The sequence below is a fragment of the Pseudoalteromonas sp. NCIMB 1079 genome, assembly GCF_040567695.1.
GTDB lineage: Bacteria > Pseudomonadota > Gammaproteobacteria > Enterobacterales > Alteromonadaceae > Pseudoalteromonas > Pseudoalteromonas distincta.
Genome location: NZ_JBEWZA010000001.1, coordinates 2,971,699 through 2,996,136, shown reverse-complemented (window position 1 = coordinate 2,996,136; position 24,438 = coordinate 2,971,699). Strand labels below are relative to the sequence as shown.

Sequence of the window (24,438 nt, the reverse complement as noted above, 5' to 3'; positions counted from 1 at the left end):
AGATTACTATGTATGACTTAGGTTTGTTAGTCGCAAGCTGCGCACTACTAGGCTGTATTGTTGGGTTTTTAGCTGGGTTACTAGGCATTGGCGGCGGTTTAATTATCGTTCCAGTACTAACCACTCTGCTACTCTCATTTAATGTAACGTCGGCTGATCATGTATTAGTAATTGCTATTGCAACCTCACTCGCTTCTATTTTATTTACTTCAACGTCTTCAGCGCTGGCTCATCATAAAAATGATAATGTGCCTTGGGCAATCGCCCCGTGGGTTATGTCGGGTGTGGCTTTAGGTGCACTTATTAGTGGCTTTGCAGCAAGTTTAATCCCTGAACAAATATTACGTACAGTGTTTGCTATAAGTGTTGTATTTATTGCAGCAAGAATGGTGCTCTCCGCGCGTAATAAACCGATGTCAGAAAAACCGTTGCCGGCTGGTCCTATTTTAGGGGGCGTTTCTGCAATAATGGGCGGGTTATCAGGTTTAATAGGGATTGGCGGCGGAGCTTTAATAGTACCGATGCTTAATTATTTTTCGGTTGATATAAAAAAAGCAATTGGCTGCGCGGCAGCGTGCGGAATTGTTATTGCATTATTTGGCTCTATTGGTTACATCAGCGCAGGCTGGCATGTTACCGATTTAGAGCATGGTTTTGCCGGGTTTGTTTATTTACCTGCATTATTTGGGATTGTTATTACCTCGTGGTTTGTTGCGCCCATTGGCGCCAAAGCAACTCACTATTTACCTGTTAATACAATTAAGAAAGTTTTCGCGGTGCTGCTTGTAGTTATCGCAATTAAAATGGTTTTTAGCTAAAGGTTTATTTTTTATGGCACTTGAGTTTCCTCAAATTGATCCAATTATTTTTTCTGTTGGACCGCTAAGCGTACGTTGGTATGGCTTAATGTACTTAATAGGTTTTGCATTTGCGATGTGGTTTGCTAATCGTCAAGCGTCAAAGCCAAATTCGGGTTGGACTAAAGACCAAGTAAGCGATTTACTGTTTTACGGCATGTTAGGGGTAATACTGGGTGGGCGTATTGGCTACGTATTGTTTTACCAGTTTAGTTATTTTATAGAAAACCCACTGTATTTATTTAGGATAGATCAGGGCGGTATGTCGTTCCATGGTGGAACACTTGGCGTTATAACCGCCGTCGCAATTTTTTCGTGGACGCGTAAAAAGTCACTGCTTCAAGTAGGCGACTTTGTTGCACCACTTGTTCCTGTAGGGCTTTTAGCAGGGCGTATTGGTAACTTTATAAACGGTGAGTTATGGGGCCGAGTTACTGACGTGCCATGGGCAATGGTATTTCCAACGGGCGGTCCGCTTGCGCGTCACCCATCGCAATTATATGAAGCATTTTTTGAAGGCTTAGTACTGTTTTTAATCCTGCAATGGTTTATTAAAAAACCACGTCCAGCAGGCAGCGTAGCTGGTGTATTTTTATTAGGTTACGGCGTGTTTAGATTCTGTATTGAATATTTCCGCCAACCCGATGCACAACTAGGTTTATTTGCCGACTTTATTTCAATGGGACAAATATTGTCACTTCCTATGATAGTGGGTGGTTTAGGTTTATTAATTTGGGCATATAAGCAACCACAACACGTTAAAACAGCTAAGGCATAATAAGAAAAGCATGAAACAATATTTAAAATTATGTCAGCGTATTGTTGACGAAGGTCAGTGGGTCGAAAACAAACGTACAGGTACGCGTTGTTTAACCGTTATTAATGCCGATTTAGAATACGATGTGGCTAATAATAAGTTTCCAATGATCACGACGCGCAAAAGTTACTACAAAGCAGCGATTGCTGAGTTACTAGGATATTTACGCGGTTACGACAGCGCTGCGCAGTTTCGTGAGATTGGCTGTAAAACATGGGATGCCAACGCGAACGATAATAACGCATGGCTTAATAACCCTAACCGTAAAGGTGAGGATGACATGGGGCGTGTTTATGGCGTACAAGGCCGTGGTTGGCAACGTCCAGATGGCTCAACGCTTGATCAGCTTTCCAAAGTTATTGATAACTTAAAAAATGGCATTGATGACCGTGGTGAAATAATCACGTTTTATAATCCAGGTGAGTTTGAGCTTGGTTGTTTGCGCCCGTGTATGCATACGCACACTTTTTCACTACTTGGCGATACGCTATACTTAACGTCATACCAGCGAAGCTGTGATGTACCGCTTGGCCTTAATTTCAATCAAATTCAGTGTTTTGTGTTGCTTGCGTTAGTGGCTCAAATTACCGGCCACAAAGCGGGTAAGGCGTATCATAAAATTGCTAATGCACATATTTACGAAAACCAACTTGAACTGATGCGAGACGTGCAGTTAACGCGTGAGCCATTTGAATCACCTCAGTTAAAAATTAATCCAAAAATTAAATCATTAGAAGACATAGAAACGTGGGTAACACGAGACGACTTTGAAGTAACAGGCTATCAATGCCATGAAGCGATTCAATATCCATTTTCAGTATAATAAAAGATTAAGGAAAACATAAAATGAAAGCAGTGATCCCAGTAGCGGGCCTTGGTACTCGTATGTTACCAGCCACTAAAGCAATTCCTAAAGAAATGCTGCCAGTGGTAGACCGTCCTTTAATTCAATATGTAGTAAACGAAGCCGTTGCTGCAGGAATTAAAGAAATAGTGTTAGTAACGCACTCAAGTAAAAATTCAATCGAAAATCACTTCGATACAAGTTTTGAACTAGAAGCTACTTTAGAAAAGCGTGTTAAGCGGCAACTACTTGCCGAAGTGCAAGCAATCTGCCCTAAAGACGTAACCATTATTCACGTACGCCAAGGTGAAGCAAAAGGCTTAGGCCATGCTATTAGTTGTGCAGCGCCTATTATTGGTAACGAACCGTTTGTAGTTATTTTACCAGATGTAATTATTGACGATGTAGAGAGCGATCTTAAAAAAGATAACTTAGCAGAAATGATCGCTAATTTTGAGAAAACCAAGCACAGCCAAATTATGGTAGAACCAGTACCAATGGCACAAGTTAACCAGTTTGGTGTGGTTGATTTAGGTGATGTTGACTTAAAGCAAGGTGAAAGCTCACCAATTCTTAATATGGTAGAAAAGCCGCCAGTAGATGAAGCTCCATCAAACTTAGCTGTAGTGGGTCGATACGTATTAAGCGAAAATATCTGGCCGTTACTTGCAAAAACTCCGCAAGGTGCAGGCGACGAAATTCAATTAACTGACGCAATTGCGATGTTAATGGAACACGAAAAAGTAGATGCATACGCTATAAAAGGCCGTAGCCACGATTGTGGAAGTAAAATTGGTTACTTAAAAGCAACGATTGAATTTGCACTTCGTCGCGATGAATTTGCCGATGAATTAAAATCATTTATTAAAAAATTGATTTAACAGTTAACGTAAAACATGAAAGGCGCCTATATCGGCGCCTTTTTTTATGAGTTTTATTAGGGCCTGTTTATCTTTCGAGGTTAGATTTTCAGCAGGTTGTTTGGTATTTAGGCAAGGCAGAGCCTATGTAGTGTGGTTATTCCCCATAAATAGGCGATAACGTAGCATAGATGCAAAACATGCGCTGCCCGAAGGGTTCTGCCTCGGGGCAATTTACTCTTTGTTACCTACATGGATGTCATAGGTAAGATCTTAAGAAATTGAGTTGAAGCTCAATTCATGATCAAATGGTTGTTACCACACAAACCACAGAATCAAGAAAAGAGCTTCAAATGAATGCTAACATTTTTATTAATAAGTTAAAAAGTATCCTAAGTGAAAAAAAACTGAACCGACTTGGTAAACAAGTAGCATTTACTAAAAGAGAAAGAAATATTACCGCATTTCATATGGTTGTTATTCTTGTTGCTGCGCTTGGGGATAAAAAAACGATCTATTTATCCGAAATATTAAGAGTTTATAACCAGCTAACAGGGCAGTCTATTAAGTATAAGCCTTTTCATAACCAGTTAGTTAAACCTGAACTAGCTGAACTAATGCGAGAGGTAACAAATAGAGTTTTTAATTGTTGGATAAATGATGCGCTTAAGTACACTAAAAAAGATTTGTGCAAGTTTGAGAATATTTTAATTCAGGACGGTAGCTCTATTATGCTTCATCGTTCTTTAAAAGATGTTTTTCCTGGGCGATTTTCAAATACGTGTCCAGCAGCCATTGAATTGCATGCTACTTTAAATTTAACGCAAGGTTGCTTTGAAAAAGCAGGTATAACACCAGACAGTTACTCTGAACGTGAAGAACTTCCAACATTTAAAGAGTTGAAAGGACAGTTGTTACTTGCTGATAGAGGATATTATTCAGGTAGTTATATTCATGAATTAGATAAAGCAGGAGGATTTTACGTATTAAGAGCGAAGGGATTAAAAGCAGTCAGAGTACATAATGCTTTTAAGCAAAATGGACAGGAATTAACAGGAAGTCATTCCCCAAAGTTATGTGAATTGCTTCCCGAATTACCTAAAAATGATCTTATTGATATGAATGTTAGCATAAAAAACAAGCTAACAAGAGTCGTTGGGTATTGGTCAAAAAAAGAAAAACAATATACATTTTTAGTCACTAATTTATCTATTGATGAATTTACAGCGACTGAAATAGGCAAATTATATAGGTTACGCTGGCAGGTTGAATTACTTTTTAAGGAGTGTAAGTCTTATAATAATTTACGCGGCTTTCAAACATCAAACGCAACCTTACAAGAGGCGCTAATTTATGTAAGTTTAATAGTAACCACGCTTAAAAGATTTTTAACTGGCTGTATTGAAAAGATATTTAAAACTGAAATGTCTACAATGACAGTAGCAAAAACAACGGGTGTTTGGTGGATTGCCATATTAACAGCGATTATTAGGAAGCATAGGAAAGGATTGTTAAATGCAGTTAATGGAGCATTTGACTTTCTGAGGAAAAATGCAGCTAGGGCACACCCCAAACGCGATCGAAAAACAGGAGTATTTCAGTATGGGGTAGAGCCAAATTTTTAAGGCTGTACTTAATGTTTTTCTTAAGTACCTACCTATGACATGGATGTAGGTAAGGGGCGTGAGCAGGACGCGGAAGCTTTACTCGGTTTTTACTTAGCCCACTAGGTTACAAACCTCGCGCCGCGATTAAATGGCCCCTAGATTGAACAAATTTTAATCCTGAAAGGTCAACAGGCCCTAGAATAAAATAAGGAAAGGAATAGCTCTAAAATAAAAGTTTTTAAGTCATTACAGACATATTGTTATTTATGTTGTAAAGTTTGTGTTAATTGGCATTGAATTTGTATTAAATAATGCTCTCAAGGAAGGGGTGGAGTATGCAACGTTGTGTTTTACGAAATACTGACAAGCATGCGAAGAGCTAAGTTTTATAGCTCACAGCTTAAATAAAGTTAAACGCTTTCTTGTGAGAATGTTTAACTGAAATGTAGTGTAAAAACACTGCTTTCAGGACAACTAATACATGTTTATATATAAAAAAAATAACATTGGGCTTTTATTTAGCTTGCTAATGCTTTTATTTGGCACAGCATGCAGCGTTACGCCTGAAATAAAAACTATTGACGAACAACCTCAAAATAACTCGCCTGACTACGTCTCAATTACAGCCTTGGAGCTTGCTCAGCTAAAAGATGCTGCAATGCAGTGGCAACAAGCACGCGAAGGTATAGAGCGAATCTTAAGGTTAGAAAAAGAAATAACTTACCTCGTAAATCATATTGATATTATAAACAGCAAAGCTATTGCGCAGGCTAATCAAGGGTATAGCAGCAAGTCTGTACGCTCACCTCGAAACACACGTAATGTTAAATCACGCCAACAAGTTAAACAAAACTACAGTAATAAAAAACAAGCTGTAAAATTAAATAAACCAAAACATGTATTTGCTTTGCAGGTAGCTTCGGTTGACTCAGAGCAAGGTGTGGCTAAAGCATGGCAAGAGCTAAATACTAAAGCAGCACCGTTGTTTAGAGACAAAATATTGACTAACGTAGAAACCGCCAAAATAAACGACAAAATGTTTTACAGGCTAAAACTTGGCTCTTACCAAAACTTTAAAAATGCAAAAGCAGACTGTGACGTATTCAAGCTGTACAAACTCGATTGCATAGTAAGTAACTACACCGATAAGCCAGTAAGGCTGTAGTTAAGAAACTTGCTTAAAAATTGTTTATCCATAAAATACACCCTTCATAATTAAATACGTTTAGGGGATAAATAACCCCTAAACAACGTCATTTTAGGGAAGTTAAATGTTATTAAAATGGAGTTTAGAATGCATGATGCTAATGGTTGTACTTGTTTTATCTGCATGTAACTCATCTCAACAAGTTAAAATGGCTCAAGCAACCCCGCAACCGATTCTTATTGAAAAGTCTGATTTAGAGCAGCTCAAAATCTCTGCGGCACAATGGGAAAGCTCTCAACCAAAAGTAGAGGAGCTACTCAAGTTAGAAAATCAATTAACGCAGCTTGCTACTAATCTAAAACAACTAAATGATTCTGATGCTCTAAATACTCTTGTAAATGATGAAGTTAATCACGAAAGTATATTAAAAACCCACTCGGCATTGTTTGCTTTACAAATTGCCGCTTTTAAAAATAAAAATGCATTGCAAAAGAAGCTCAGCGAATTCCAAGAAAAAATACCACAAAATATTATCTCACCCACTGAGATAAATGTAGAAACCGTAAGTGTTAATAACACAACTTTTTATCGATTGAAGTTAGGTGCTTATAGTAATTCAGCGGACGCAAAAAGTGATTGTTTAGCCCTTATAAAGCAACAAGTAACATGTTTTGTTAGCTATTATGTTCAACAACCTTACAGAAGTACGATATAGGCATACAAATTGCTTCACCCTCAGTATGTTTTGAAGAGGATGGCAATTATGCGCCTTTTACTGCCTTTATTATTTTTAAATTTAGCTGCTTGTAACTTGGTGCCACCACCAGAACCAAGTGTGCCTACAAATGCATCTAAAGCGGCCATGGCTCCTTTTACGGTTAATGATTATGTAGTTAATTTAACTTCGCAACTTAACCACCTAAATGGAGCGTTAAATGCTAATGCACGTGTTGGCGTTAGTAGCTTCTTTTATGCAGATGCACTAGATACAAAATTAGTGACAGGGCAGGCCTCAGGCTTAAGTCAGCAGATCCAAGAAAGTCTGCTTACACAATTTACTCAACTGGGTTATCACACCGTTGAGTACAGACTTGGGAATAACCTCTCTTTATCAGAAAACTCAGACAGTATTTTAAGTCGCGATTTAAGTAAATTACGAAACCGCCAAAATATTGACTTAGTTATCACAGGAACAGTGACTCGTCAGCAGCATGCATACATAGTTAATGCACGGCTTGTGAATATTGAAAATAAACAAGTGCTCTCTGCGGGAAGTACCGAGATCCCAATTAATGTAATGTGGGGCAATGAAAAAATACAGCAACGCGATGGCTACTTATACCGCAGCGAATACTAATCAGGAGCACAAAATGAGAAACCTATTAATTACCCTCTGTTTACCTTTGGGCTTTGGCTGTTCGCATATACTAAGTGGTATGAATACAGGTACAGACGAGGCCCAGGTTCAAAATAATAACCAAACAATGCAACTCGTTAATAATCAGCGTGATGTTGCAGATCCAGTATCCAATGACCGTTTATTTCAATCGCACTTTGCTCAAAAAAATAGTCATACTAAGCCGACTCCGCCAATGCGAAAGAACATAAATCATTATGTACGCGGAATAATGCAAGACATGGTTGAAAACCTGCAATATGTTAATGGAAAAACACCATTAGCTGTTTCAAGTTTTGTATTTTTAGATGATGATTTTAATGACAGTAGTTTACTGGGTAATCAAATATCCGAAAGTTTTATGCACGAGCTACATAATTTTGGTATACCCGTTATTGACTTTAAAACAACCGACTACATGCGTGTTACACCTGAAGGAGACTTTGTATTTAGTCGAGATTATTTAGAGCTTAACCAAGATCAAAACTTTAAATACGTACTCGCTGGAACATTAGTGAGTAGTCAAGGAGGAGTCCTTGTAAATGCACGTATTATTGGGCTGCAAAGCAAAGCCGTAGTAGGCACTGCGCAAGGTTTTATTCCGCAGTCAGTTGTTGATGCACTTAATAGTAACTACCGCACTGATGGCATAATGCTTAAGCAAGCAAGCAAGTGAGGCTAACTATGTCGTATATACTAATTACTATCGTTGGATTTACTACTTTAATTGGGTTAACAGGCTGCTCAATGACGCAAAATAATGAGCATAACGAAAACACAACACGAACAGATTACACAGTAAACGGTGGTAATGATCAGCTTAATGTTGCTTATAACAATCAAGCAATACAATCGCAAGTTGAATACGATCCATCTCAGCAGTTCACACCACTTAAGCACCATAAAACACTTGCTAACTATGTAGAGCAAATGGCACTTGATTTGGTTGATACGCTTGAGTTTGAAAGTGATACCGACACCAATATTAATATTGCCGTTACTACCTTGGTCGATCTTGATTCATCGCTTACTAAAAGTAATCAATTGGGTAATCAAATTTCAGAAACGTTAATTCATCAGTTACAAAAGTTTGGTTATGGCGTGGTTGATTTTAAAACAACCCAAACAATAGATGTAAATAGTCGTGGTGATTTTGCTTTTTCGCGTGATATTGAAAAGCTTAGCGAAGATCAAATGGCGAGCCATGTATTAGCGGGTACATTAATTTATCGCAGTGATGCTGTTGTTGTAAATACACGTGTAATTAACGCGCATACAAAAAAAATCGTCGCGAGTAGTCGAAAACTAATCCCAATTTATGTACTAAATAAAGAAGATATATACTTATCAAGCAATTAAGTTCAGTTGTCGCTTGATATAAAAAACCAGATGCCGTTATAATTCACACCTCTAAGCACACAGCTTATTTGTGGCCTCTTAGTTAAATGGATATAACGGCCCCCTCCTAAGGGGCAGTTGCAAGTTCGATTCTTGCAGGGGCTACCAATTAAATCAATGAGTTACAAATTAATTCATTCCCCATCTTTTTTCTGTGTAGCACATGTGTAGCAGAGTAAATTGAAGTTTAAGAATTTAGCGCTGTCCTTTTTTATTAAAGTACCCAAATTACATTCAGGCTGTTTTGTGCCATGAGCAGACATTGAAGATTTTTAATGTATGAAGTCAAAATTTGACCCCATTAGCTTTATGTAACTTGCCTAATAATATAGTCAATTTCATCACATCGAGTCAAAGTGTTGATAAAGCTCGAACCTCTTGGCAATATAACCTCTTGAATATCTATAGAATAATCATCAGAGTATAAAGCTATATCACGGCCATTCAAATGTTCAATTTTAAACAAAATGCACTCAGGATCTGCCATTGTAATCTCATTAGGAAATTTCAATGTACTTAAATAAGCTTTTTCAAATACTTCTTCATAACTATCTAATTTTTCCTTTTCTTCAAGCAGAGGTAAAGTCCATCTAAAAACATATTTCCCTCGGTAAATTGGGAGATTTTTAATTCCTGAATCTATTAATTTAATTATAAAATTATTCGTATCACCATCCCGTAGAGCCTTATTTATCTCCTTGTATAATGGTGGGTGACAAAGCGTATATGCGTAGAGTGCAATGGCCTCATCTTTTATTAATTTAACTTCTTGATTTACCTTACTATGGTTTAATTGCACCATATTCCAGAACTGATCATAAGTGGCTACTTTGAGTAGCCTTTTTAAACTAGATTGCATTACTTGTTAAATATTCTCTAAAAGCATCTATTGAGCTTGGACGATGTTAATTACCTAACATTGGGTTTATGTTTAATTGAAAACTAGAAACAATTACAGTTATGTTTATTTAGTAAAGACAATATATTTAGAACAAACCTGCTATTTTTCCAACAAGCCCTGAAATTATAGCTATGATAACAACAACAGACCATAACCAATGATCTCTCACGTACTCAATGAGCGCTTTAGGGTGAATCCCATACTGATCTTGCCAAGAAGCATTGGTGATTAAAGAACCATCAATAGTTCTTTCAAATATATTCGACATACAATCAATTTTCCGTAATGCTGTTTTCTAGTTTTTGACACTCTAGAGTTGTTTCATCAAAGTATTCGGAATAATCCTCAAGCGTAGGGTAGTCTTCTGGATCCCATTTAGCCAAGTAGAAACTACTTACATCATTGCTGTACTCTTCTTCAAATACTTTTTTTAAACCCGATAAGGTATTAAACATTGGAAGTAGTGAGTAGCTACCTGTGTGGTAAAAGCCCATTACATAAAGATCGTTACCGTATTTTTGTATAATGTTTTTAAATGCTTTTTTGGTATCTTGATAAAGTGTTTTTTCGAAGTTTTTAGTATCTAACATGAGGTCATTATTTTTTATGATTACAGAAATTTATATGAAAAAGAGTGATTAAAACTCATTCTACTAAAATAACCAGAGCTATTATATGACTCTGGTTATTGTAAGTTAATATTAACCATCACTTGTAATTTTATCGATTAACTCACTAAGCACGGCTTCAGATTTACTTGTTTCTACTTGGCAAGTCCCTGCATTTAAATGGCCGCCGCCGCCGTATTTAAGGCACAGTTCGCCAACATTGGTGTTTGAACTGCGGTTAGTTATTGATTTACCTATGGCATACACTACATTTTGCTTTTTAAGGCCCCACATTTTATGAATCGAGATATTGCAGTCGGGGTACATGGCATAAATAACAAATCGGTTTGTGGCGTAAATTGTTTCTTCCTGAGTTAAATCAAGGACTACTAAGTTTTTATGAACGGTAGCGCATTGAGAAATTTGCTCTTTGGCTTTTTCGTTATGCTCGTTATATAAAGCAACACGTTCGGCTACGTCTTCCATTTGTAGGATTTCTTCGATGCTCTGATCTTTACACGCATCAATCAGTTTCATCATTAATTGGTAATTTGAAATTTTAAACTCGCGAAAACGGCCAAGTCCAGTTCGCGCATCCATAATAAAGTTCATTAATACCCAATCGGTTGGGTTTAATATTTCGTCTTTTGAAAACTGAGCAGCATCGCCTTTGTCTACCGCGTCCATCATTTCAACAGAAATATTTGGAAGTTTTTCAGCGCCGCCATAGTAGTCTTACACTACGCGAGCTGCTGATGGGGCTTCTGGATCAATGATATGATTTTTTATGTCGCTTGAGTTACGAACGGTTTCGCTAAGGTGATGATCAAATGCTATATGACAGCCTGCAACGTAGGGGAGGTTGGTCGTAATGTCGTTTTCGGTAATGTCTATTTTGCCATCTTGCATGTCTTTTGGATGAACAAATAAAATATCGTCAATTAGGTCTAAGTCTTTGAGCAATACGGCACAAATTAAGCCATCAAAATCGCTGCGAGTGACTAGTCTAAATTTATTATTGGGCATAGCTATTCCATCTTTTTAATTGAATTATCAATTAAGTGTAACAGCTAAATTTTTTTTGAGAGGTCAGCTCAAAAAAATTATAAAAAAAAGCCAAAACGTTAGTTTTGGCTTTTACTTAGCAAGTTTGTATGTGTAGTAAATTGGTTATGCGCCTGGGCCACATTCCATACATGAATTTACAATATCTGGGCCAAATTTAAGTTTGGCGTTTAAGTCGCGAAGGGCGGTACGTAGCCCTTCTTCAATTACTGGGTGGTAAAATGGCATATCAAGCATTTCTGGTATGGTCATTTTGTTTTGTACAGCCCATGCTAGTAAGTGAGCAATATGTTCGGCTTGTGGACCAATAAACTCAGCACCTAAAAATAAGCCTGTACCTTGCTCTGCGTATACTCGCATATGGCCTTTATTTTTTAGCATTACTCGGCTGCGGCCTTGATTTTCAAAGCTGACTTCGCCTACTTCAAAACAACCACATGGGCCTAATCGGTCAGTAATTTGCTTGTAGCTTTCGCCTACCATTGCTATTTGTGGGTCGCTAAATACGGCTGCAATTTTTGCTCTACGCAGACCTATACGTACATCAGGGAAGCGCCCAGCATTTTGACCTGCAATAGCACCTTGGTCAGATGCTTCGTGTAGCAATGGGAGCATGTTACTTGCATCACCTGCTATAAATATATTCGATTCACCACATTGCATTGTGTGCGTGTCTGCGTGCGGTACGCCGCGTTCATCAAGCGCAATACCGGTGTTTTCAAGGCCTAGTTTATCTACGTTAGGTACTCGGCCTGTGGCTGCAAGTACGTAGTCAAACTGTTCGGTGTGCTTTTCACCTTGTTTGTCGGTGTAAGTTAGCTGCGCTTTGTCGCCAACTTGCATCATGTCAGATACGTTTGAGTCGGTATCTACAAAAAATTCTTCAGCAAAAACAGTATTTGCATAGTCTTTTACTACTGGGTCTGTAAGTGGGCCAATTGCGCCGCCTACACCAAATAGTTTTACATTTACGCCTAGTCGGCTAAGTGCTTGGCCAATTTCAAGGCCTATAACACCAGGGCCAAATACAGCGACTGATTCTGGTAGGTCATCCCAATCAAATACGTCGTCGTTGATAATAAGTTTGTCGCCAAAGTTATTAAATACGCCAGGGTATGAAGGGCGTGAACCGGTAGCAATTACAAAGCGTTTTGCTGTAATAATTGTATGGTCGTCTATTTGTACGCGGTTTGTGTCTAAAAATTTAGCGTAGCCACGAATTTTATCACCCTCTGGTAATTCATCTACGGCTTCTACTACGAATCCTGCAAAACGATCTCGTTCACTTTTAACGCGTGCCATAACTGCTTTGCCATCAATGACTGGCTTTGAGCTATGAACACCAAATGCAGGTGCCATTTCAATTGCGTGTGCGGCTTCGGCTGCGGCAATTAATAATTTGCTTGGCATGCAACCAACACGTGCGCATGTTGTGCCGTATGGGCCTGATTCGATCATTAATACGTTTTGTGTAAACTGTTTAGCGTTACGGTAAGCACTTAAACCAGCAGTACCAGCACCTATAACAACAACATCGGTTTGCAATTCTTTCATAGTATTTTCCTCTAATAAATAGGGGCATAAAAGCCCCTATTTTTTACCTACTAACGTTAGGTATTTAATTTACTTATCAATTAAGCAAAGTATTTTTCTAAGTCGTCTGAACCACCGATGTGTTTACCACCAATGAATATTTGTGGAACAGTGTCACGACCAGATACAGCTTTTAGACTTGTTAGTGATGCGCCTGCACCCATAACAATCTCTTCATATGCGAAGCCTTTTTCTGCAAGAAGCTCTTTTGCTTTTTTACAGAAAGGACAGCCAGGTTTAGTAAAGATGCTTACAGGTTCTGGTTTAGCTTGCTTAGGGTTGATGTAATCAAGCATTGTGTCTGCGTCAGATACTTCAAACGGGTCACCTGGTAAATCTGGTTCGATGAACATTTTGTCAATCACGCCATCTTTAACCAGCATAGAGTATCTCCAGCTGCGCTTACCAAAGCCTAGGTCGCTCTTGTCTACTAACATGCCCATGCCGTCAGTAAATTCGCCGTTGCCGTCTGGTAATAAAGTAATGTTTTGCGCTTCTTGATGCTCAGCCCATGCGTTCATTACAAAGGTATCGTTTACTGATAAACATACAATTTCGTCAACGCCGTTTTGCTTAAGTACGCCTGCTAATTCGTTGTAACGTGGTAAGTGAGTTGATGAACATGTTGGTGTGAATGCACCTGGTAGTGAAAACACTACAACCGTTTTACCTTTAAAAATGTCATCTGTTGTTACTGATTTCCAATCGTTATTTTGACGAGTTGCAAATGTAACACTTGGGATTGTTTGACCTTCGATATTGTTTAACATAATTTTTGTTCCTCTTGATTTGTTGATAGCCATTATGGTGAATAATTAAATATAGTTCCAATCGTTTGTTTGTATTAAACTGATAGTTATAAACTATCACGTAGAGCTGAATATGAACTTAAAAGATTTTGAATATGTAAAAGCAATAGCGCAATATAAACACTTTCGCAAAGCTGCCGATGCATGTTTTGTAAGCCAGCCTACATTAAGTGGCCAAGTAAAAAAACTCGAAAATGAGCTTGGCGTTACTTTATTTGATCGTTCAACCAAGCAAGTTACCTTAACAGCAAAAGGTGAACGTTTGTTGACACAAATAGAGATTATTTTAGAACATACGCAAATACTCAAAGAACTTGCTGCTACTTCTAACGAGCCTCTACAAGGTAAATTAACTATTGGTATTATTCCTACCATTGCGCCTTACTTGTTGCCTGCGTTATTAACATCGATGAAAGCGGCATTTATTGATAGCCAGTTTTCGTTTATTGAGATGCAAACAGCAACAATTTTAGAAGCTTTAAACAAGGGGGAACTCGACTTTGCTATTTTAGCCGATGTGCCAGAGCTTATTAATTACCATACGGTTGCTTTATACAAAGAAGATTTTTTAGTGGCGGTATCACACGATAACGCGCTGTCTAAGCATAAAAAAGTAGCGCTGAGCGATCTTCAAGGATGCAGCCTATTAATGTTAAGTGATGGCCATTGCTTTAAAGATCAAGCCCAAAAGTTTTGTTTTTCTGCGGGGGTCGATGTATCTAACCAGTATAAAGGTAATAGTTTAGAAACATTATTAGCGTTAGTGGCTATGGATGACGGTATTACATTTGTACCAAAGTTGGCATGTACCGACCGTGTAGGGATTGATTACTTGCCTATATTCCCTAATCAGCAGCGTAATGTGGTGTTTGCATGCAGAAAGCATTATCCGCACTTATCTGGTGTAGAACTATTGGGCGAGTGGTTATCGGCTCACCCTAATTTAAAAGCTAAATTGAGTAAAAAACTCTAAAGATCTTGGCTGATTATTTCTACTACATCGTTAATTTGCACGCCAGGTAGCGGTTTGTCATCAATACTGACTGCTACTGCGGTTTGCTGATAAAGCTGCTCTACGCGAATTTTATTAAGCGTGGTAATGGTGTGCGGCATAACATTCCCTGCCGCGTCGGTTAAATAGTTATGGTGCGCAATGCTTAGCATTTGGCCTTTTTTTAACCCATGAGCTTTACCCAAGTTAATAACGATTTTGCTATTTTCCATATGCATTATTTTACCTTGAGTAGGTAAACACGCCATGGCTGCTTGAATGTCATAACTTACTGCTTGGTTGATATCAGTTATGCTTTGCCCATAAGGCGATTGCCAAAATCTATCACTATTAACATCAACTATGGTTGTTTTTTCAAATGGCCAAATTGCTTGAGTATGGTAACTATTTTGCCAAAGTTGCTCATAGGTAGTGCCATCAAACAGTGCAAACTCAATGTTGTAACTGCGCTCATACGCTTCGTCTTGCCAAAATGCATAATCGTTATTGAGTTTGTCGCTAGTCGAAAGGCTGGTTATTTGGCTAAGCAGAACATATTGAGCGTTACTGCGCGAAGATATTTCTTCTAATTGAGCGTTTGAATAGTCGTGCTGCTGCGAAAAGTATTTATCAACGCTTATTGCATTATTATAGTAAGCAATAGGTACTGCGCTCATTTTTGATTTTTGCAGGGAGGTAAAAATATTTTTGCTAATCGCTTTGCTTACGTCAAATATTTGACCCATTTTAGCGTGTTCACGATGAACAAGTTGGCTTTGTGTAACGGCCACAAATTTATTAAAACTATTTTGTGGACATTGCTCTGTTTGAGAAAAAATATCGAGTCGTAATGTAACGGCAAATTTATTGTCGTATTTATTTTCGCTGACCAGTTCAATTTTTTGAATTTCGCCGTGGCTGCTAATTTTTAGCTGATCTTGCATTAATACGCCATCTACCAAGGTTTGCACAGAGCTAACCCGTGCGCCAGAGAACACTAACGCTTGTGTAATCGCATCTTTTATAGCGGCAGATTTAGCTGTGCTCGTATCGCCATTTTGGACGTTCGCGTGGCCCGTTGATTCATACCACTGCGCTTTAGTAAAAGGGGAGAAGGTTAATAATGCCGTTGCACTTAATCCTGCAAATGCCAATGATAAAAACGACTTCATACTTTTACTCCAATTAAACGTTAGCTATTAACTAGGTAGAGCAAGGACTGTACCAATGTTATTTGGTAATTATTAGTAATGCTATAAATGGCATTAAACGTGCATATGTACTGCTAATTACTATACAAGGGCTAAATGCTATGCGAGCAATTTCATTACTTATTACACTTGGGTGTTTAACCTTAGGTGGTTGTAGCAGCGTTTTTGATAAGCATGTTGAATATAAATATGTAGAGCCAAATAATTACCCCGTTTTAAAAGCGATAGGGTATGCACCTATTAGCTTGCAAAAAGGCGCTAACCTGTCGCAAAAGCAACTTATGGCAATTAAGGCTTCTAAGCTTGAGGCTTACCGCGAGCTTACTGAGCAAGTATATGGGCAAAAAATTACCGCAGGAACAACGGTGGAAGGTTCAATTGCTCAAGACGATTACCTAGAAAGTAAAGTGCAGGGGCTTATTAAAGGTGCACAAATAATTAAAACTTACGCAGTAGATGACACTTACGTGACCGAGCTTGAGCTTAATATGAAGCGTGTGCACGATTTATACATAGGTGAAGTAAAACCACGCGAAGTTAAAAAAGTAACTTATTACTAAATAGCCCAGTTAATTAAAAAAGTTATTCAAAATATCTCATCCTCTTATATTGAGTGCTATGCTGTTGTTAGGATTAATTTTTAAGCAGATTGCGTAGTGCTCAACAGATGTATTTTATTGCCACTTATATTAACAGTGGCTCTGTAAATGGCGTTTAAGCCAACTCATTTAAATCCTAAATTATTTATATGGTGCAAAGCCAATTTGCGCTACCTATTGTTGTTTTTTGTACTCTCTAGTGGTGTGCTTGCAAGCCGACTAACTATTCAATTTAATACCTTTATTGAGCTGATGGGTCAAAAATATGGACCTGCGCGAGCGGCTGTTGCACGTAACTGGCAAAGTATGTTGGTACAAACTCAAAACAAACCAGAGCAACAACAAATTCTTATTGTTAATGATTTTTTTGCGCGTAATTTACGCTACCAAACTGATATTTTGCTATGGAAACAAAACGATTATTGGGCAACCCCTTTAGAAACGTTAGGCAGAGGCTTAGGTGATTGTGAAGATTACGCAATAGCAAAGTATATAAGCTTGAGAGCCCTAGGGGTGAGCGACGACAAGTTACGCCTTATTTATGTAAAAGCAAAAATTGCGGGCACTAACAAAACGCAAGCACATATGGTGTTAGGTTATTTTGCTACACCAAACGCTCAGCCACTTATTTTAGACAGTTTAATAACAAAGGTTTTACCTGCTGCAAAACGTGTAGATTTAAGCCCTGTTTTTAGCTTTAACAGCCAAGGTTTATGGGCTAATAATTCAACCAAAAGTGTAGCCAGCCCAACAGCAAGACTTTCACGCTGGCGTAAAATTTTGGAGCAGACAACCAAAGAAGGAGTTATGTGGTAATGGCATCATTTTCCTTATCTAAGTATCTTAAAAAACGAAAAATAACACTCAGGCAAGAGCTGTGGATTGCATTATTAATTGTTATTTTTGTAGGCTTTATAAGTAGTGTTTTAATTAGCACTAATTCGGCTAAAAGTTATTTTTCGACCCAGCTGTACTTAAAAAATGTAGATAACGCCAGTTCACTCGCGTTAATGATCAGCCAATTAGACAAGGACCCCGTTGAGGACATTAAAAAAGCCTTATTGATAAATCAATAAGGCTTTTTTAATGTAAAATTTTGGGCTTACGCTTTTAGATTACGAACCAGTTTACTCTCGGTATTTACAGATTTACCGGCTTGGTCGTAGGTCATTGACGTTGGTGCGCCAATTAATATCTCTTTTAATTGTTTAACACTAAGCTGGGCTTGACGGGCAGCATGAGCATTAACATTATTTTGTTTTTGGCATTGCGCAAGTTGAGTTTTAACTTGGCTTATTAACTCAGATATTTCAGGGCTTTGTGTATCGTTACTGGCAATTAGCTTACTTAGCTCTTTATCTAGAGTGCTTAGCTTAGTTAAAAAAGACATTTTTTGTTGGGCAATTTCTTTTAAACCAGCACCACGTCGTGAGGCAATAGCAGTAAGCTCATCGTTTAATAGCGTGTGTAAAGAGTCTAAACAACTTACTTGTTGGTTTAGCTTTACGCTAATTAAACTATTATGATCAGCCATACACGTTAAACTCAAAATCAGCTAAGTTTTTAGCAAGCTTTTCACTGTCCACTTGGTATTTACCTTCAGTTATTGCTTTTTTTAGCTCAGCAACTTTATCGCTGTCAAAGCCAGGCGATTGCTGTGCTTTATCTTGAAGCGTTTTTAATTGCTGCGCTTGCGGCGTTAAACTTACAGAATCACTTGCAGCTTTAGGCGAAGGGGCCTGAGCAGCTTGTGTATTTGCGTTATCTTTTTTTAAATCAACTTGTTGCTGCTTTGCATTTGTTAACGCATTAGCTTGTTGATTACTGCCATTAACTTGATTAACCATAATAATAAACCCGTATATTACCCAACTTATGCCATGTTATCGGCATATACGTAGGATACTTTAGTATAAATCTAAATTAAATATTCACTTGAACAGACTCTACACCATCTACTCGCGCATTTAAAACTTTACCTGATTTTTTGTTTTTTATTTGTATCTGTTCGCCCAAAGTACCGTCTTCTAAAGCAATACCAGTGGTTTTAATTCTAAGGCCTCTTAGGTTTGCGTAAATATTAACAGAGTCACCTTTACACACCATGCAAATTTGGTTTAGTAATACTGGCATACCACTTCTAATATTTCGTTTACTTCTACTACCTATTAGCATTGTGGGATCATCTAAGTACTGTATTCGTACAAAGTGAGTTGGTTTCATTTCAATACTTAAATGCGATTTAGTTATTACTTCACCGCGGGTTAAATTAGCAGTGGCAACAACAACTGGGGCCATTTCAACAACTCTTACATGAACGTATTGAGCCCACGTTTGCGCATCATTGCACTTAGCTTGTAAGGTTACTTGGCGGTTAAATGGTGGTTCATCGGAAGTTGATAATTCAAGGTCAGAATTACAAATACGATCAGGAATACGACTGTCTAAAGGCAGTGCACTTAATTGCATATTAGTATTTTTTAATGTACCAATCTGCTCAGTTATATAAGCAACAGCCATCTCTTGTAATAAATCTTTGCTAAATACTTTGGCCTGCAAAGGTAATGCAAAGCAGAGGCTAGCAACAAAATAAAAAACACTGTATCTTCTGACTTTTTTTAACAAACTCATAATGTTTCGACTATGCTTATGGTTTCAAACAGGGTATAAATATTTTGCGTCAAAAAGTAGACGCACCCGCGATGTTATGTAGCTTTATTAATAGAAAGCAATTATCGTTCCGCATTATTTGTTTTCTTTAGGAGATTTGAATGGCAGGCATTTTAGACTCAGTAAACCAACGCACACAGTTGGTTGGGCAGAACCGCCTAGAATTACTTTTATTTAAGCTCAGAGGGCGTCAGCGTTTTGGCATTAATGTATTTAAAGTGAGAGAAGTATTGCAATGTCCTCCACTTACAAGCATGCCAAAATCGAATGCTTATATTCGTGGTGTTGCTCATATTCGTGGTCAAACTATCTCAGTAATTGATTTATCAATGGCTGTAGGTGGGCGGCCAATAGAAAATATTAAAGACAGCTTTATTATCATTGCCGAATACAATCGCTCTGTTCAGGGCTTTTTAGTTGGTGGCGTGGAGCGTATTGTAAATATGAATTGGGAAAAAATAATGCCACCGCCATCAGGTGCTGGGCGTTATTCATATTTAACAGCAGTGACCGAAATCGAAAATGAATTAGTAGAAATTTTAGACGTAGAAAAAATTCTCAACGAAATTTGCCCAGTAAATACAGAAGTAAGTGCTGAAGTTGCACAAAGTGGCGACATTCAAAAAGACTTAGGCGAGCGTATCGTATTTATTGCAGACGACTCCGCTGTTGCGCGTAATCAAGTTAAACGTGCTTTAGAACCGCTAGGTGTGCAAACAGAGCTTGCTAAAAATGGTAAAGAAGCTTTAATTAGGCTTAAAGAAATAGCAGAGCTTGATTGTAAAAACGACATTACTGAACGAGTAGCATTACTTATTTCTGATGTTGAAATGCCAGAAATGGACGGTTATACATTAACAGCCGAAATAAAAGCAGATCCTAAGCTTGCACCATTACATGTTATTTTACATACATCATTGAGTGGTGTGTTTAACCAAGCGATGATAGAAAAAGTAGGTGCTGACGACTTTATCGCCAAATTTAACCCTGATGAGTTAGCAACTGCGGTTAAAAAATGGGTTAATAGTGACCAATAAAAATAGGTGTTATTGATTTGAATAATAAAGATTTGCAGCAAAGTGAATACGACCAGTTTCGTTCGTTTTTAGAGCAGCAATGCGGTATTGTTTTAGGTGAAAATAAGCAATACTTAGTTAAAAGTCGACTTGCTCCACTCATGGCTCGATTTAATGTGGAATCTTTATCACAATTAGTAAGTAAAACACTTGGCCTTCATGAGCGGCAATTAAGAGCCGCTGTTGTTGATGCAATGACCACAAACGAAACGTTATGGTTTAGAGATCAATACCCATTTGAATTACTTCAAAATAAATTATTTCCTGAATTTAAAGAGTTAAGAAGACCATTAAAAATTTGGTCTGCTGCCAGCTCCTCAGGGCAAGAACCCTACTCGATAGCTATGTCGGTTGCCGAGTTTCAAGCTAAGCAACCTGGCGTGCTTCGTATGGGCGCGCAAATTATTGGTACAGATATATCTAATACCATGCTCGATATGTGTAAAAATGCAGAGTACGACGCGCTTGCACTTGCCAGAGGCTTATCGGCAGAACGCCGTAAAAAGTTTTTTAAAGATAGCGGCAACGGTATGGCACAAGTAAACGATACAATAAAAAAACAAGTTAGTTTTAGGCATTTAAATTTGCTTGATTCGTACGCGTTAATGGGCAAGTTTGATATTATTTTTTGCCGTAATGTACTTATTTACTTTGCACCTGAAATAAAAGCTAAAATTATTAATCAGTTTGCACAAGCGTTAAATCCAAAAGGGTACTTGTTTTTAGGTGCATCAGAGTCTTTGACTGGCTTAAGTACTGAGTTTGATATGGTTAGGTGCAACCCGGGTATAATTTACCAAAAGAAATAATTAAGTTAACTCCCTTCCCTAAAACGACGCACTCAGCGTCGTTTTTCTATTTAGATACATGACCTTATAAAAATGTAGCATGCCCTAACATTAATGGCTTATTTTTTGCTTTATTAATGGGTAAGTCAATTTTTTGGAGAAGGTTATGGCTATCAGTTTTGATAAAGCATTAGGTGTGCATCCGCAAGCCATGTTGATCCGTTCACAGCGAGCAGAATTAATTGCGACTAATATAGCTAACGCTGATACGCCTGGCTATAAAGCAAAAGATATAGACTTTGCCTCTGCTTTAAAAGCGGCAAGGTCAACCCAGCAAAGCGGCAATACTATGGTAAGAACTAATGATAAACACATTGGTGGAGGTACTCATAGTATGGGCAGTTCAGAATCATTTCGTATGCCAAATCAATCAGATACGGGTGATGGTAACTCGGTTGATATACAAGTGGAACGAAACTTGTATACACAGAATGCTATGGAGTATCAGGCCAGCTTGCAATTTTTAAGCGGCAAATTTAAAGGCCTGAATAAAGCTCTCGGTAGTCAAGGATAAAAATTATGAGTTTATATAATGTTTTCGATATTGCAGGTTCGGGTATGAGCGCACAAAACGTTCGCTTAAATACTACAGCTAGTAATATTTCTAATGCTAATACCATTAGTTCATCTCAAGACAAAACGTACCGAGCGCGCCAACCTGTATTTGCTGCTGAGCTAACAAAAGCTTCAGCATCAGCAAGTAATCAACAGGGCTCCGCAGTTGGTGTTAAAGTTTTGGGCATTGTTGAAAGCGATGCACCATTACAAATTGAATATAACCCAAATCATCCAAGTGCGGATGAAAATGGCTATATCTATAAACCCAACGTTAATGTTGTAGAGGAGATGGCAAATATGATTTCTGCCTCTCGTTCTTACCAGACAAACGTGCAAGTTGCTGATGCAGCAAAGCAAATGCTAAGTAAAACACTGTTGCTAGGGCAGCGGTAACCGAGGGTAGGTTATGAGTAACGATATTAGTACATCTTCATCCTATTTAGACTCTTTGCGTTGGCAAGAATCGCAAGTAGCGACCAGCGATGGTGAAAGCGATGCGTTAACGCAAGAAGACTTTTTTTCTTTGTTAACTCAGCAATTATCGTATCAAGATCCCAGTAATCCTGCGGATAATGATCAAATGATTGCTCAAATGACTAGCTTTACGATGGCGCAGGGTATTAGCGATTTGAATTCAAATTTTGATACGTTGGCTACTTCGATGACATCAAACTCAGCCCTGCAAGCTTCAACGCTTGTTGGCAAGCAGGCTTTACTAGAGTCAAATACTGTTGATTTAAATGAATCAGGTGATGCTAAAGGGTCTATCGTTGCTGAAAGTGCAGTTGAAAGTTTAACACTTAGTGTAACTGATGCTTCAGGACAGCTAGTGAGAACAATTGATATGGGTTCTCAGCCTGCGGGCGCTGTTCGCTTCGCCTGGGATGGCAATAATGAAAGCGGTGAGCGTTTACCTGAAGGGGAATACACGTTATCGGCACAAGGTAGTACAAATGGTCAGTTTTCTAGCTTGCCTATTGCAACTTTCAAAAATATTGAAAGTGTAAACATTAACGGATCAAGCGGCATCATTGTTAACACTAAAGAAGGTGCGGTTAGATTAACCGACATTGCAGAGATCGCGTAATAAATTTAATATTTCTTGCCTGCCAGCAGGCCACAGACTAACAGGTTAGAGGTGAATTATGAGCTTCAATATTGCATTAACCGGCCTAGCTGCCGCACAAAAAGATTTAGACGTAACTGCAAATAATATTGCAAACGTAAATACAACAGGTTTTAAAGAGTCACGCGCTGAGTTTGCTGATGTGTACGCTTCATCAGTATTTAGCTCTGGTAAAACTAAAAATGGTGACGGTGTACAAGCGACAATGGTTGCACAACAGTTTCACCAAGGGTCATTACAATTCACTAATAATTCGCTTGATTTAGCGATTACTGGTGAAGGTTACTTCGCGATGACAGATGACTTATCTTCGCAAGACTTAACATACACACGAGCAGGTGCATTTAAATTAAACCAAGATAATTTCATAGTTGATGCTAAAGGTAATTTTTTACAAGGTTTCCCTGTTGACGAAGCAACAGGTAATACAACATCAGTAAGCCTAAGCACTTCATCAGCTTTGCAAATTCCTGATTCATCAGGCTCTCCGCGTGCAACAACAAGTGTGTATAGCTCATTCAATTTAGATTCGCGAGTTGAGTCACCAACGCTTCCATTTAATCCAGATGAAAGTGCTACTTATAATTCATCAACATCAACTACAGTTTATGACTCATTAGGTGAGCCACATGTTTTACAGTTATTTTTTGTAAAACGTGATGATACCGCAACTGCGACTGACGCAAATAAATGGGATGTTTATACTACCCTTGATGGTGATAGTTTTGGAGAGGATGGCGTGCTTCAAGATGGGAGTACGCCTTATGTACCTTTAACAACCCTAGGCTTTGACTCGAGTGGCGTACCGTCAACAACAGGTGATCCAGCTGAAGATAATGTAGCGAATACTTTTAAACCTATTTCGATAATTGGAGGTGATGCAGCCTCCGGTACAGCAGGCCTTTCTGATTTATTAACGAATGGTGCAAGCTTTCCTGCAGATATCGAAGTTAATTGGCGTGATGAAACTGGTACAGCAAATAAAGTGCCTACTCAATATGCTAGTAATTTTGAGGTAAAAGCGCTTGAGCAAGATGGAGCAACGGTTGGCCGTTTAGCCGGCATTGATATTGGTACTGATGGTAAAATTGTAGCGTCATACAGTAATGGTGATACATCATTTTTAGGCCAGGTAGCTATGGTGCGCTTCTCAAACTCGCAAGGTTTACAGCAAGTCGGCGATACTGCGTGGAAAAAAAGCTTAACATCGGGTGAGCCTATTGCAGGTGAGCCAGGATCGGGTACTTTAGGATCAATAAATTCATCTGCACTTGAGCAATCAAACACCAATTTAACTACTGAACTAGTAGACTTAATTACTGCACAGCGTAATTACCAAGCAAACTCACGTGCGCTTGAAGTTAACTCAACAATTCAGCAGAGTATTTTGCAGATTCGATAAGTTACACTCAATTGAATATATTAGGCTGCATTTTTGCAGCCTTTTTTATAAGCCC

At 38.3% G+C, this 24,438-nt stretch carries 29 protein-coding genes, 1 tRNA gene and 1 pseudogene; 21 read left to right on the top strand and 10 right to left on the bottom strand.

Going from position 1 to position 24,438, the window contains the following annotated elements:
• The first annotated feature begins 8 nt into the window (after nt 1-8).
• The 11 genes from ABX891_RS13925 (at nt 9) to ABX891_RS13875 (ending at nt 9,034) form a co-directional block, all read left to right on the top strand.
• Nucleotides 9-818: a sulfite exporter TauE/SafE family protein gene (locus ABX891_RS13925; protein ID WP_007583120.1), complete on the top strand. Its 810-nt coding sequence runs from the start codon at nt 9-11 to the stop codon at nt 816-818.
• Between the two features lie 13 nt (nt 819-831).
• Nucleotides 832-1,635: a prolipoprotein diacylglyceryl transferase gene (gene lgt, locus ABX891_RS13920; protein WP_007583122.1), complete on the top strand. Its 804-nt coding sequence runs from the start codon at nt 832-834 to the stop codon at nt 1,633-1,635.
• Between the two features lie 10 nt (nt 1,636-1,645).
• Nucleotides 1,646-2,497 carry a thymidylate synthase gene (locus ABX891_RS13915; RefSeq protein WP_354629741.1) on the top strand — a complete coding sequence of 284 codons (852 nt, stop codon included), beginning with the start codon at nt 1,646-1,648 and terminating at the stop codon, nt 2,495-2,497.
• A gap of 23 nt (nt 2,498-2,520) precedes the next feature.
• A complete protein-coding gene (galU, locus tag ABX891_RS13910; protein WP_007583126.1) occupies nt 2,521-3,399 on the top strand; it encodes a UTP--glucose-1-phosphate uridylyltransferase GalU in 879 nt (292 codons plus the stop codon).
• A 332-nt stretch (nt 3,400-3,731) separates the two neighbouring features.
• Entirely contained in the window at nt 3,732-5,003 is a 1,272-nt protein-coding gene (locus tag ABX891_RS13905; RefSeq protein WP_354629740.1) for an IS4 family transposase, read from the top strand.
• Nucleotides 5,004-5,466: 463 nt separating this feature from the next.
• The gene (locus ABX891_RS13900; RefSeq protein WP_354629739.1) at nt 5,467-6,150 is read left to right on the top strand and encodes an SPOR domain-containing protein; all 684 of its coding nucleotides are present in this window, start codon (nt 5,467-5,469) and stop codon (nt 6,148-6,150) included.
• Nucleotides 6,151-6,256: 106 nt separating this feature from the next.
• On the top strand, nt 6,257-6,847 hold the full coding sequence (locus ABX891_RS13895) for an SPOR domain-containing protein (protein WP_354629738.1): 591 nt from the start codon (nt 6,257-6,259) through the stop codon (nt 6,845-6,847).
• 48 nt (nt 6,848-6,895) lie between these two features.
• The gene (locus tag ABX891_RS13890) at nt 6,896-7,489 is read left to right on the top strand and encodes a FlgO family outer membrane protein (protein WP_039484754.1); all 594 of its coding nucleotides are present in this window, start codon (nt 6,896-6,898) and stop codon (nt 7,487-7,489) included.
• A gap of 13 nt (nt 7,490-7,502) precedes the next feature.
• On the top strand, nt 7,503-8,204 hold the full coding sequence (locus ABX891_RS13885; protein WP_354629737.1) for a FlgO family outer membrane protein: 702 nt from the start codon (nt 7,503-7,505) through the stop codon (nt 8,202-8,204).
• Between the two features lie 8 nt (nt 8,205-8,212).
• Nucleotides 8,213-8,887: a FlgO family outer membrane protein gene (locus tag ABX891_RS13880; RefSeq protein WP_154903503.1), complete on the top strand. Its 675-nt coding sequence runs from the start codon at nt 8,213-8,215 to the stop codon at nt 8,885-8,887.
• Nucleotides 8,888-8,959: 72 nt separating this feature from the next.
• Nucleotides 8,960-9,034, top strand: a tRNA-Arg gene (locus ABX891_RS13875).
• A gap of 199 nt (nt 9,035-9,233) precedes the next feature.
• Here the strand turns inward: ABX891_RS13875 and ABX891_RS13870 are convergent.
• From ABX891_RS13870 to ABX891_RS13845, 6 genes and pseudogenes are all read right to left on the bottom strand, one after another.
• Nucleotides 9,234-9,785 carry an ADP-ribosyltransferase gene (locus tag ABX891_RS13870; RefSeq protein WP_064435328.1) on the bottom strand — a complete coding sequence of 184 codons (552 nt, stop codon included), beginning with the start codon at nt 9,783-9,785 and terminating at the stop codon, nt 9,234-9,236.
• 127 nt (nt 9,786-9,912) lie between these two features.
• The gene (locus ABX891_RS13865; RefSeq protein ID WP_354629736.1) at nt 9,913-10,095 is read right to left on the bottom strand and encodes a hypothetical protein; all 183 of its coding nucleotides are present in this window, start codon (nt 10,093-10,095) and stop codon (nt 9,913-9,915) included.
• Nucleotides 10,096-10,099: 4 nt separating this feature from the next.
• Nucleotides 10,100-10,417 (bottom strand): hypothetical protein, encoded by a 318-nt coding sequence (locus ABX891_RS13860; protein ID WP_354629735.1) that lies wholly within the window; start codon nt 10,415-10,417, stop codon nt 10,100-10,102.
• Nucleotides 10,418-10,528: 111 nt separating this feature from the next.
• A pseudogene (locus ABX891_RS13855) lies at nt 10,529-11,461 on the bottom strand (exopolyphosphatase).
• Nucleotides 11,462-11,605: 144 nt separating this feature from the next.
• On the bottom strand, nt 11,606-13,054 hold the full coding sequence (locus ABX891_RS13850; protein ID WP_354629734.1) for a dihydrolipoyl dehydrogenase: 1,449 nt from the start codon (nt 13,052-13,054) through the stop codon (nt 11,606-11,608).
• Between the two features lie 80 nt (nt 13,055-13,134).
• Nucleotides 13,135-13,863 (bottom strand): glutathione peroxidase, encoded by a 729-nt coding sequence (locus tag ABX891_RS13845; protein ID WP_197098613.1) that lies wholly within the window; start codon nt 13,861-13,863, stop codon nt 13,135-13,137.
• Nucleotides 13,864-13,975: 112 nt separating this feature from the next.
• Between ABX891_RS13845 and ABX891_RS13840 the strand changes: the two genes are divergently transcribed.
• Nucleotides 13,976-14,875 (top strand): LysR substrate-binding domain-containing protein, encoded by a 900-nt coding sequence (locus ABX891_RS13840; protein WP_354629733.1) that lies wholly within the window; start codon nt 13,976-13,978, stop codon nt 14,873-14,875.
• On the opposite strand, the gene ABX891_RS13835 is transcribed toward ABX891_RS13840, so the two are convergent.
• Nucleotides 14,872-16,065: a flagellar assembly protein FlgT gene (locus ABX891_RS13835; RefSeq protein ID WP_354629732.1), complete on the bottom strand. Its 1,194-nt coding sequence runs from the start codon at nt 16,063-16,065 to the stop codon at nt 14,872-14,874. The two genes, ABX891_RS13840 and ABX891_RS13835, sit on opposite strands and share 4 nt — an antisense overlap.
• A 140-nt stretch (nt 16,066-16,205) precedes the next feature.
• On the opposite strand from ABX891_RS13835, the gene ABX891_RS13830 reads away from it, so the two are divergent.
• From ABX891_RS13830 to ABX891_RS13820, 3 genes are all read left to right on the top strand, one after another.
• Nucleotides 16,206-16,664 (top strand): LPP20 family lipoprotein, encoded by a 459-nt coding sequence (locus tag ABX891_RS13830; RefSeq protein ID WP_024593173.1) that lies wholly within the window; start codon nt 16,206-16,208, stop codon nt 16,662-16,664.
• Nucleotides 16,665-16,811: 147 nt separating this feature from the next.
• Complete coding sequence (locus tag ABX891_RS13825; protein ID WP_024589974.1) at nt 16,812-17,519, top strand: transglutaminase-like cysteine peptidase; 708 nt, start codon at nt 16,812-16,814, stop codon at nt 17,517-17,519.
• Complete coding sequence (locus tag ABX891_RS13820) at nt 17,519-17,779, top strand: LapD/MoxY N-terminal periplasmic domain-containing protein (protein WP_354629731.1); 261 nt, start codon at nt 17,519-17,521, stop codon at nt 17,777-17,779. Before ABX891_RS13825 ends, ABX891_RS13820 begins: the two co-directional genes overlap by 1 nt.
• A 26-nt stretch (nt 17,780-17,805) precedes the next feature.
• On the opposite strand, the gene flgN is transcribed toward ABX891_RS13820, so the two are convergent.
• From flgN to flgA, 3 genes are all read right to left on the bottom strand, one after another.
• A complete protein-coding gene (flgN, locus tag ABX891_RS13815) occupies nt 17,806-18,237 on the bottom strand; it encodes a flagellar protein FlgN (protein ID WP_039484691.1) in 432 nt (143 codons plus the stop codon).
• Nucleotides 18,230-18,550, bottom strand: coding sequence for a flagellar biosynthesis anti-sigma factor FlgM (gene flgM / locus ABX891_RS13810; RefSeq protein WP_002959436.1), 321 nt, complete (start codon nt 18,548-18,550; stop codon nt 18,230-18,232). The genes flgN and flgM overlap by 8 nt, the downstream gene beginning before the upstream one ends.
• A 76-nt stretch (nt 18,551-18,626) precedes the next feature.
• Complete coding sequence (flgA, locus tag ABX891_RS13805) at nt 18,627-19,334, bottom strand: flagellar basal body P-ring formation chaperone FlgA (protein ID WP_354629730.1); 708 nt, start codon at nt 19,332-19,334, stop codon at nt 18,627-18,629.
• A 140-nt stretch (nt 19,335-19,474) separates the two neighbouring features.
• Here flgA and ABX891_RS13800 point away from each other — a divergent pair, with 140 nt between their 5' ends.
• From ABX891_RS13800 to flgE, 6 genes are all read left to right on the top strand, one after another.
• Entirely contained in the window at nt 19,475-20,410 is a 936-nt protein-coding gene (locus tag ABX891_RS13800) for a chemotaxis protein CheV (RefSeq protein ID WP_149591731.1), read from the top strand.
• Nucleotides 20,411-20,427: 17 nt separating this feature from the next.
• Nucleotides 20,428-21,258 carry a CheR family methyltransferase gene (locus ABX891_RS13795; protein WP_010553245.1) on the top strand — a complete coding sequence of 277 codons (831 nt, stop codon included), beginning with the start codon at nt 20,428-20,430 and terminating at the stop codon, nt 21,256-21,258.
• Between the two features lie 145 nt (nt 21,259-21,403).
• Nucleotides 21,404-21,811, top strand: coding sequence for a flagellar basal body rod protein FlgB (gene flgB / locus ABX891_RS13790; RefSeq protein ID WP_149591732.1), 408 nt, complete (start codon nt 21,404-21,406; stop codon nt 21,809-21,811).
• A 5-nt stretch (nt 21,812-21,816) separates the two neighbouring features.
• Nucleotides 21,817-22,248 (top strand): flagellar basal body rod protein FlgC, encoded by a 432-nt coding sequence (gene flgC, locus ABX891_RS13785; RefSeq protein WP_010553247.1) that lies wholly within the window; start codon nt 21,817-21,819, stop codon nt 22,246-22,248.
• 13 nt (nt 22,249-22,261) lie between these two features.
• Nucleotides 22,262-22,942: a flagellar hook assembly protein FlgD gene (locus ABX891_RS13780; protein ID WP_149591733.1), complete on the top strand. Its 681-nt coding sequence runs from the start codon at nt 22,262-22,264 to the stop codon at nt 22,940-22,942.
• A gap of 58 nt (nt 22,943-23,000) precedes the next feature.
• Nucleotides 23,001-24,383 carry a flagellar hook protein FlgE gene (flgE, locus tag ABX891_RS13775; protein ID WP_149591734.1) on the top strand — a complete coding sequence of 461 codons (1,383 nt, stop codon included), beginning with the start codon at nt 23,001-23,003 and terminating at the stop codon, nt 24,381-24,383.
• Nucleotides 24,384-24,438: the final 55 nt, after the last annotated feature.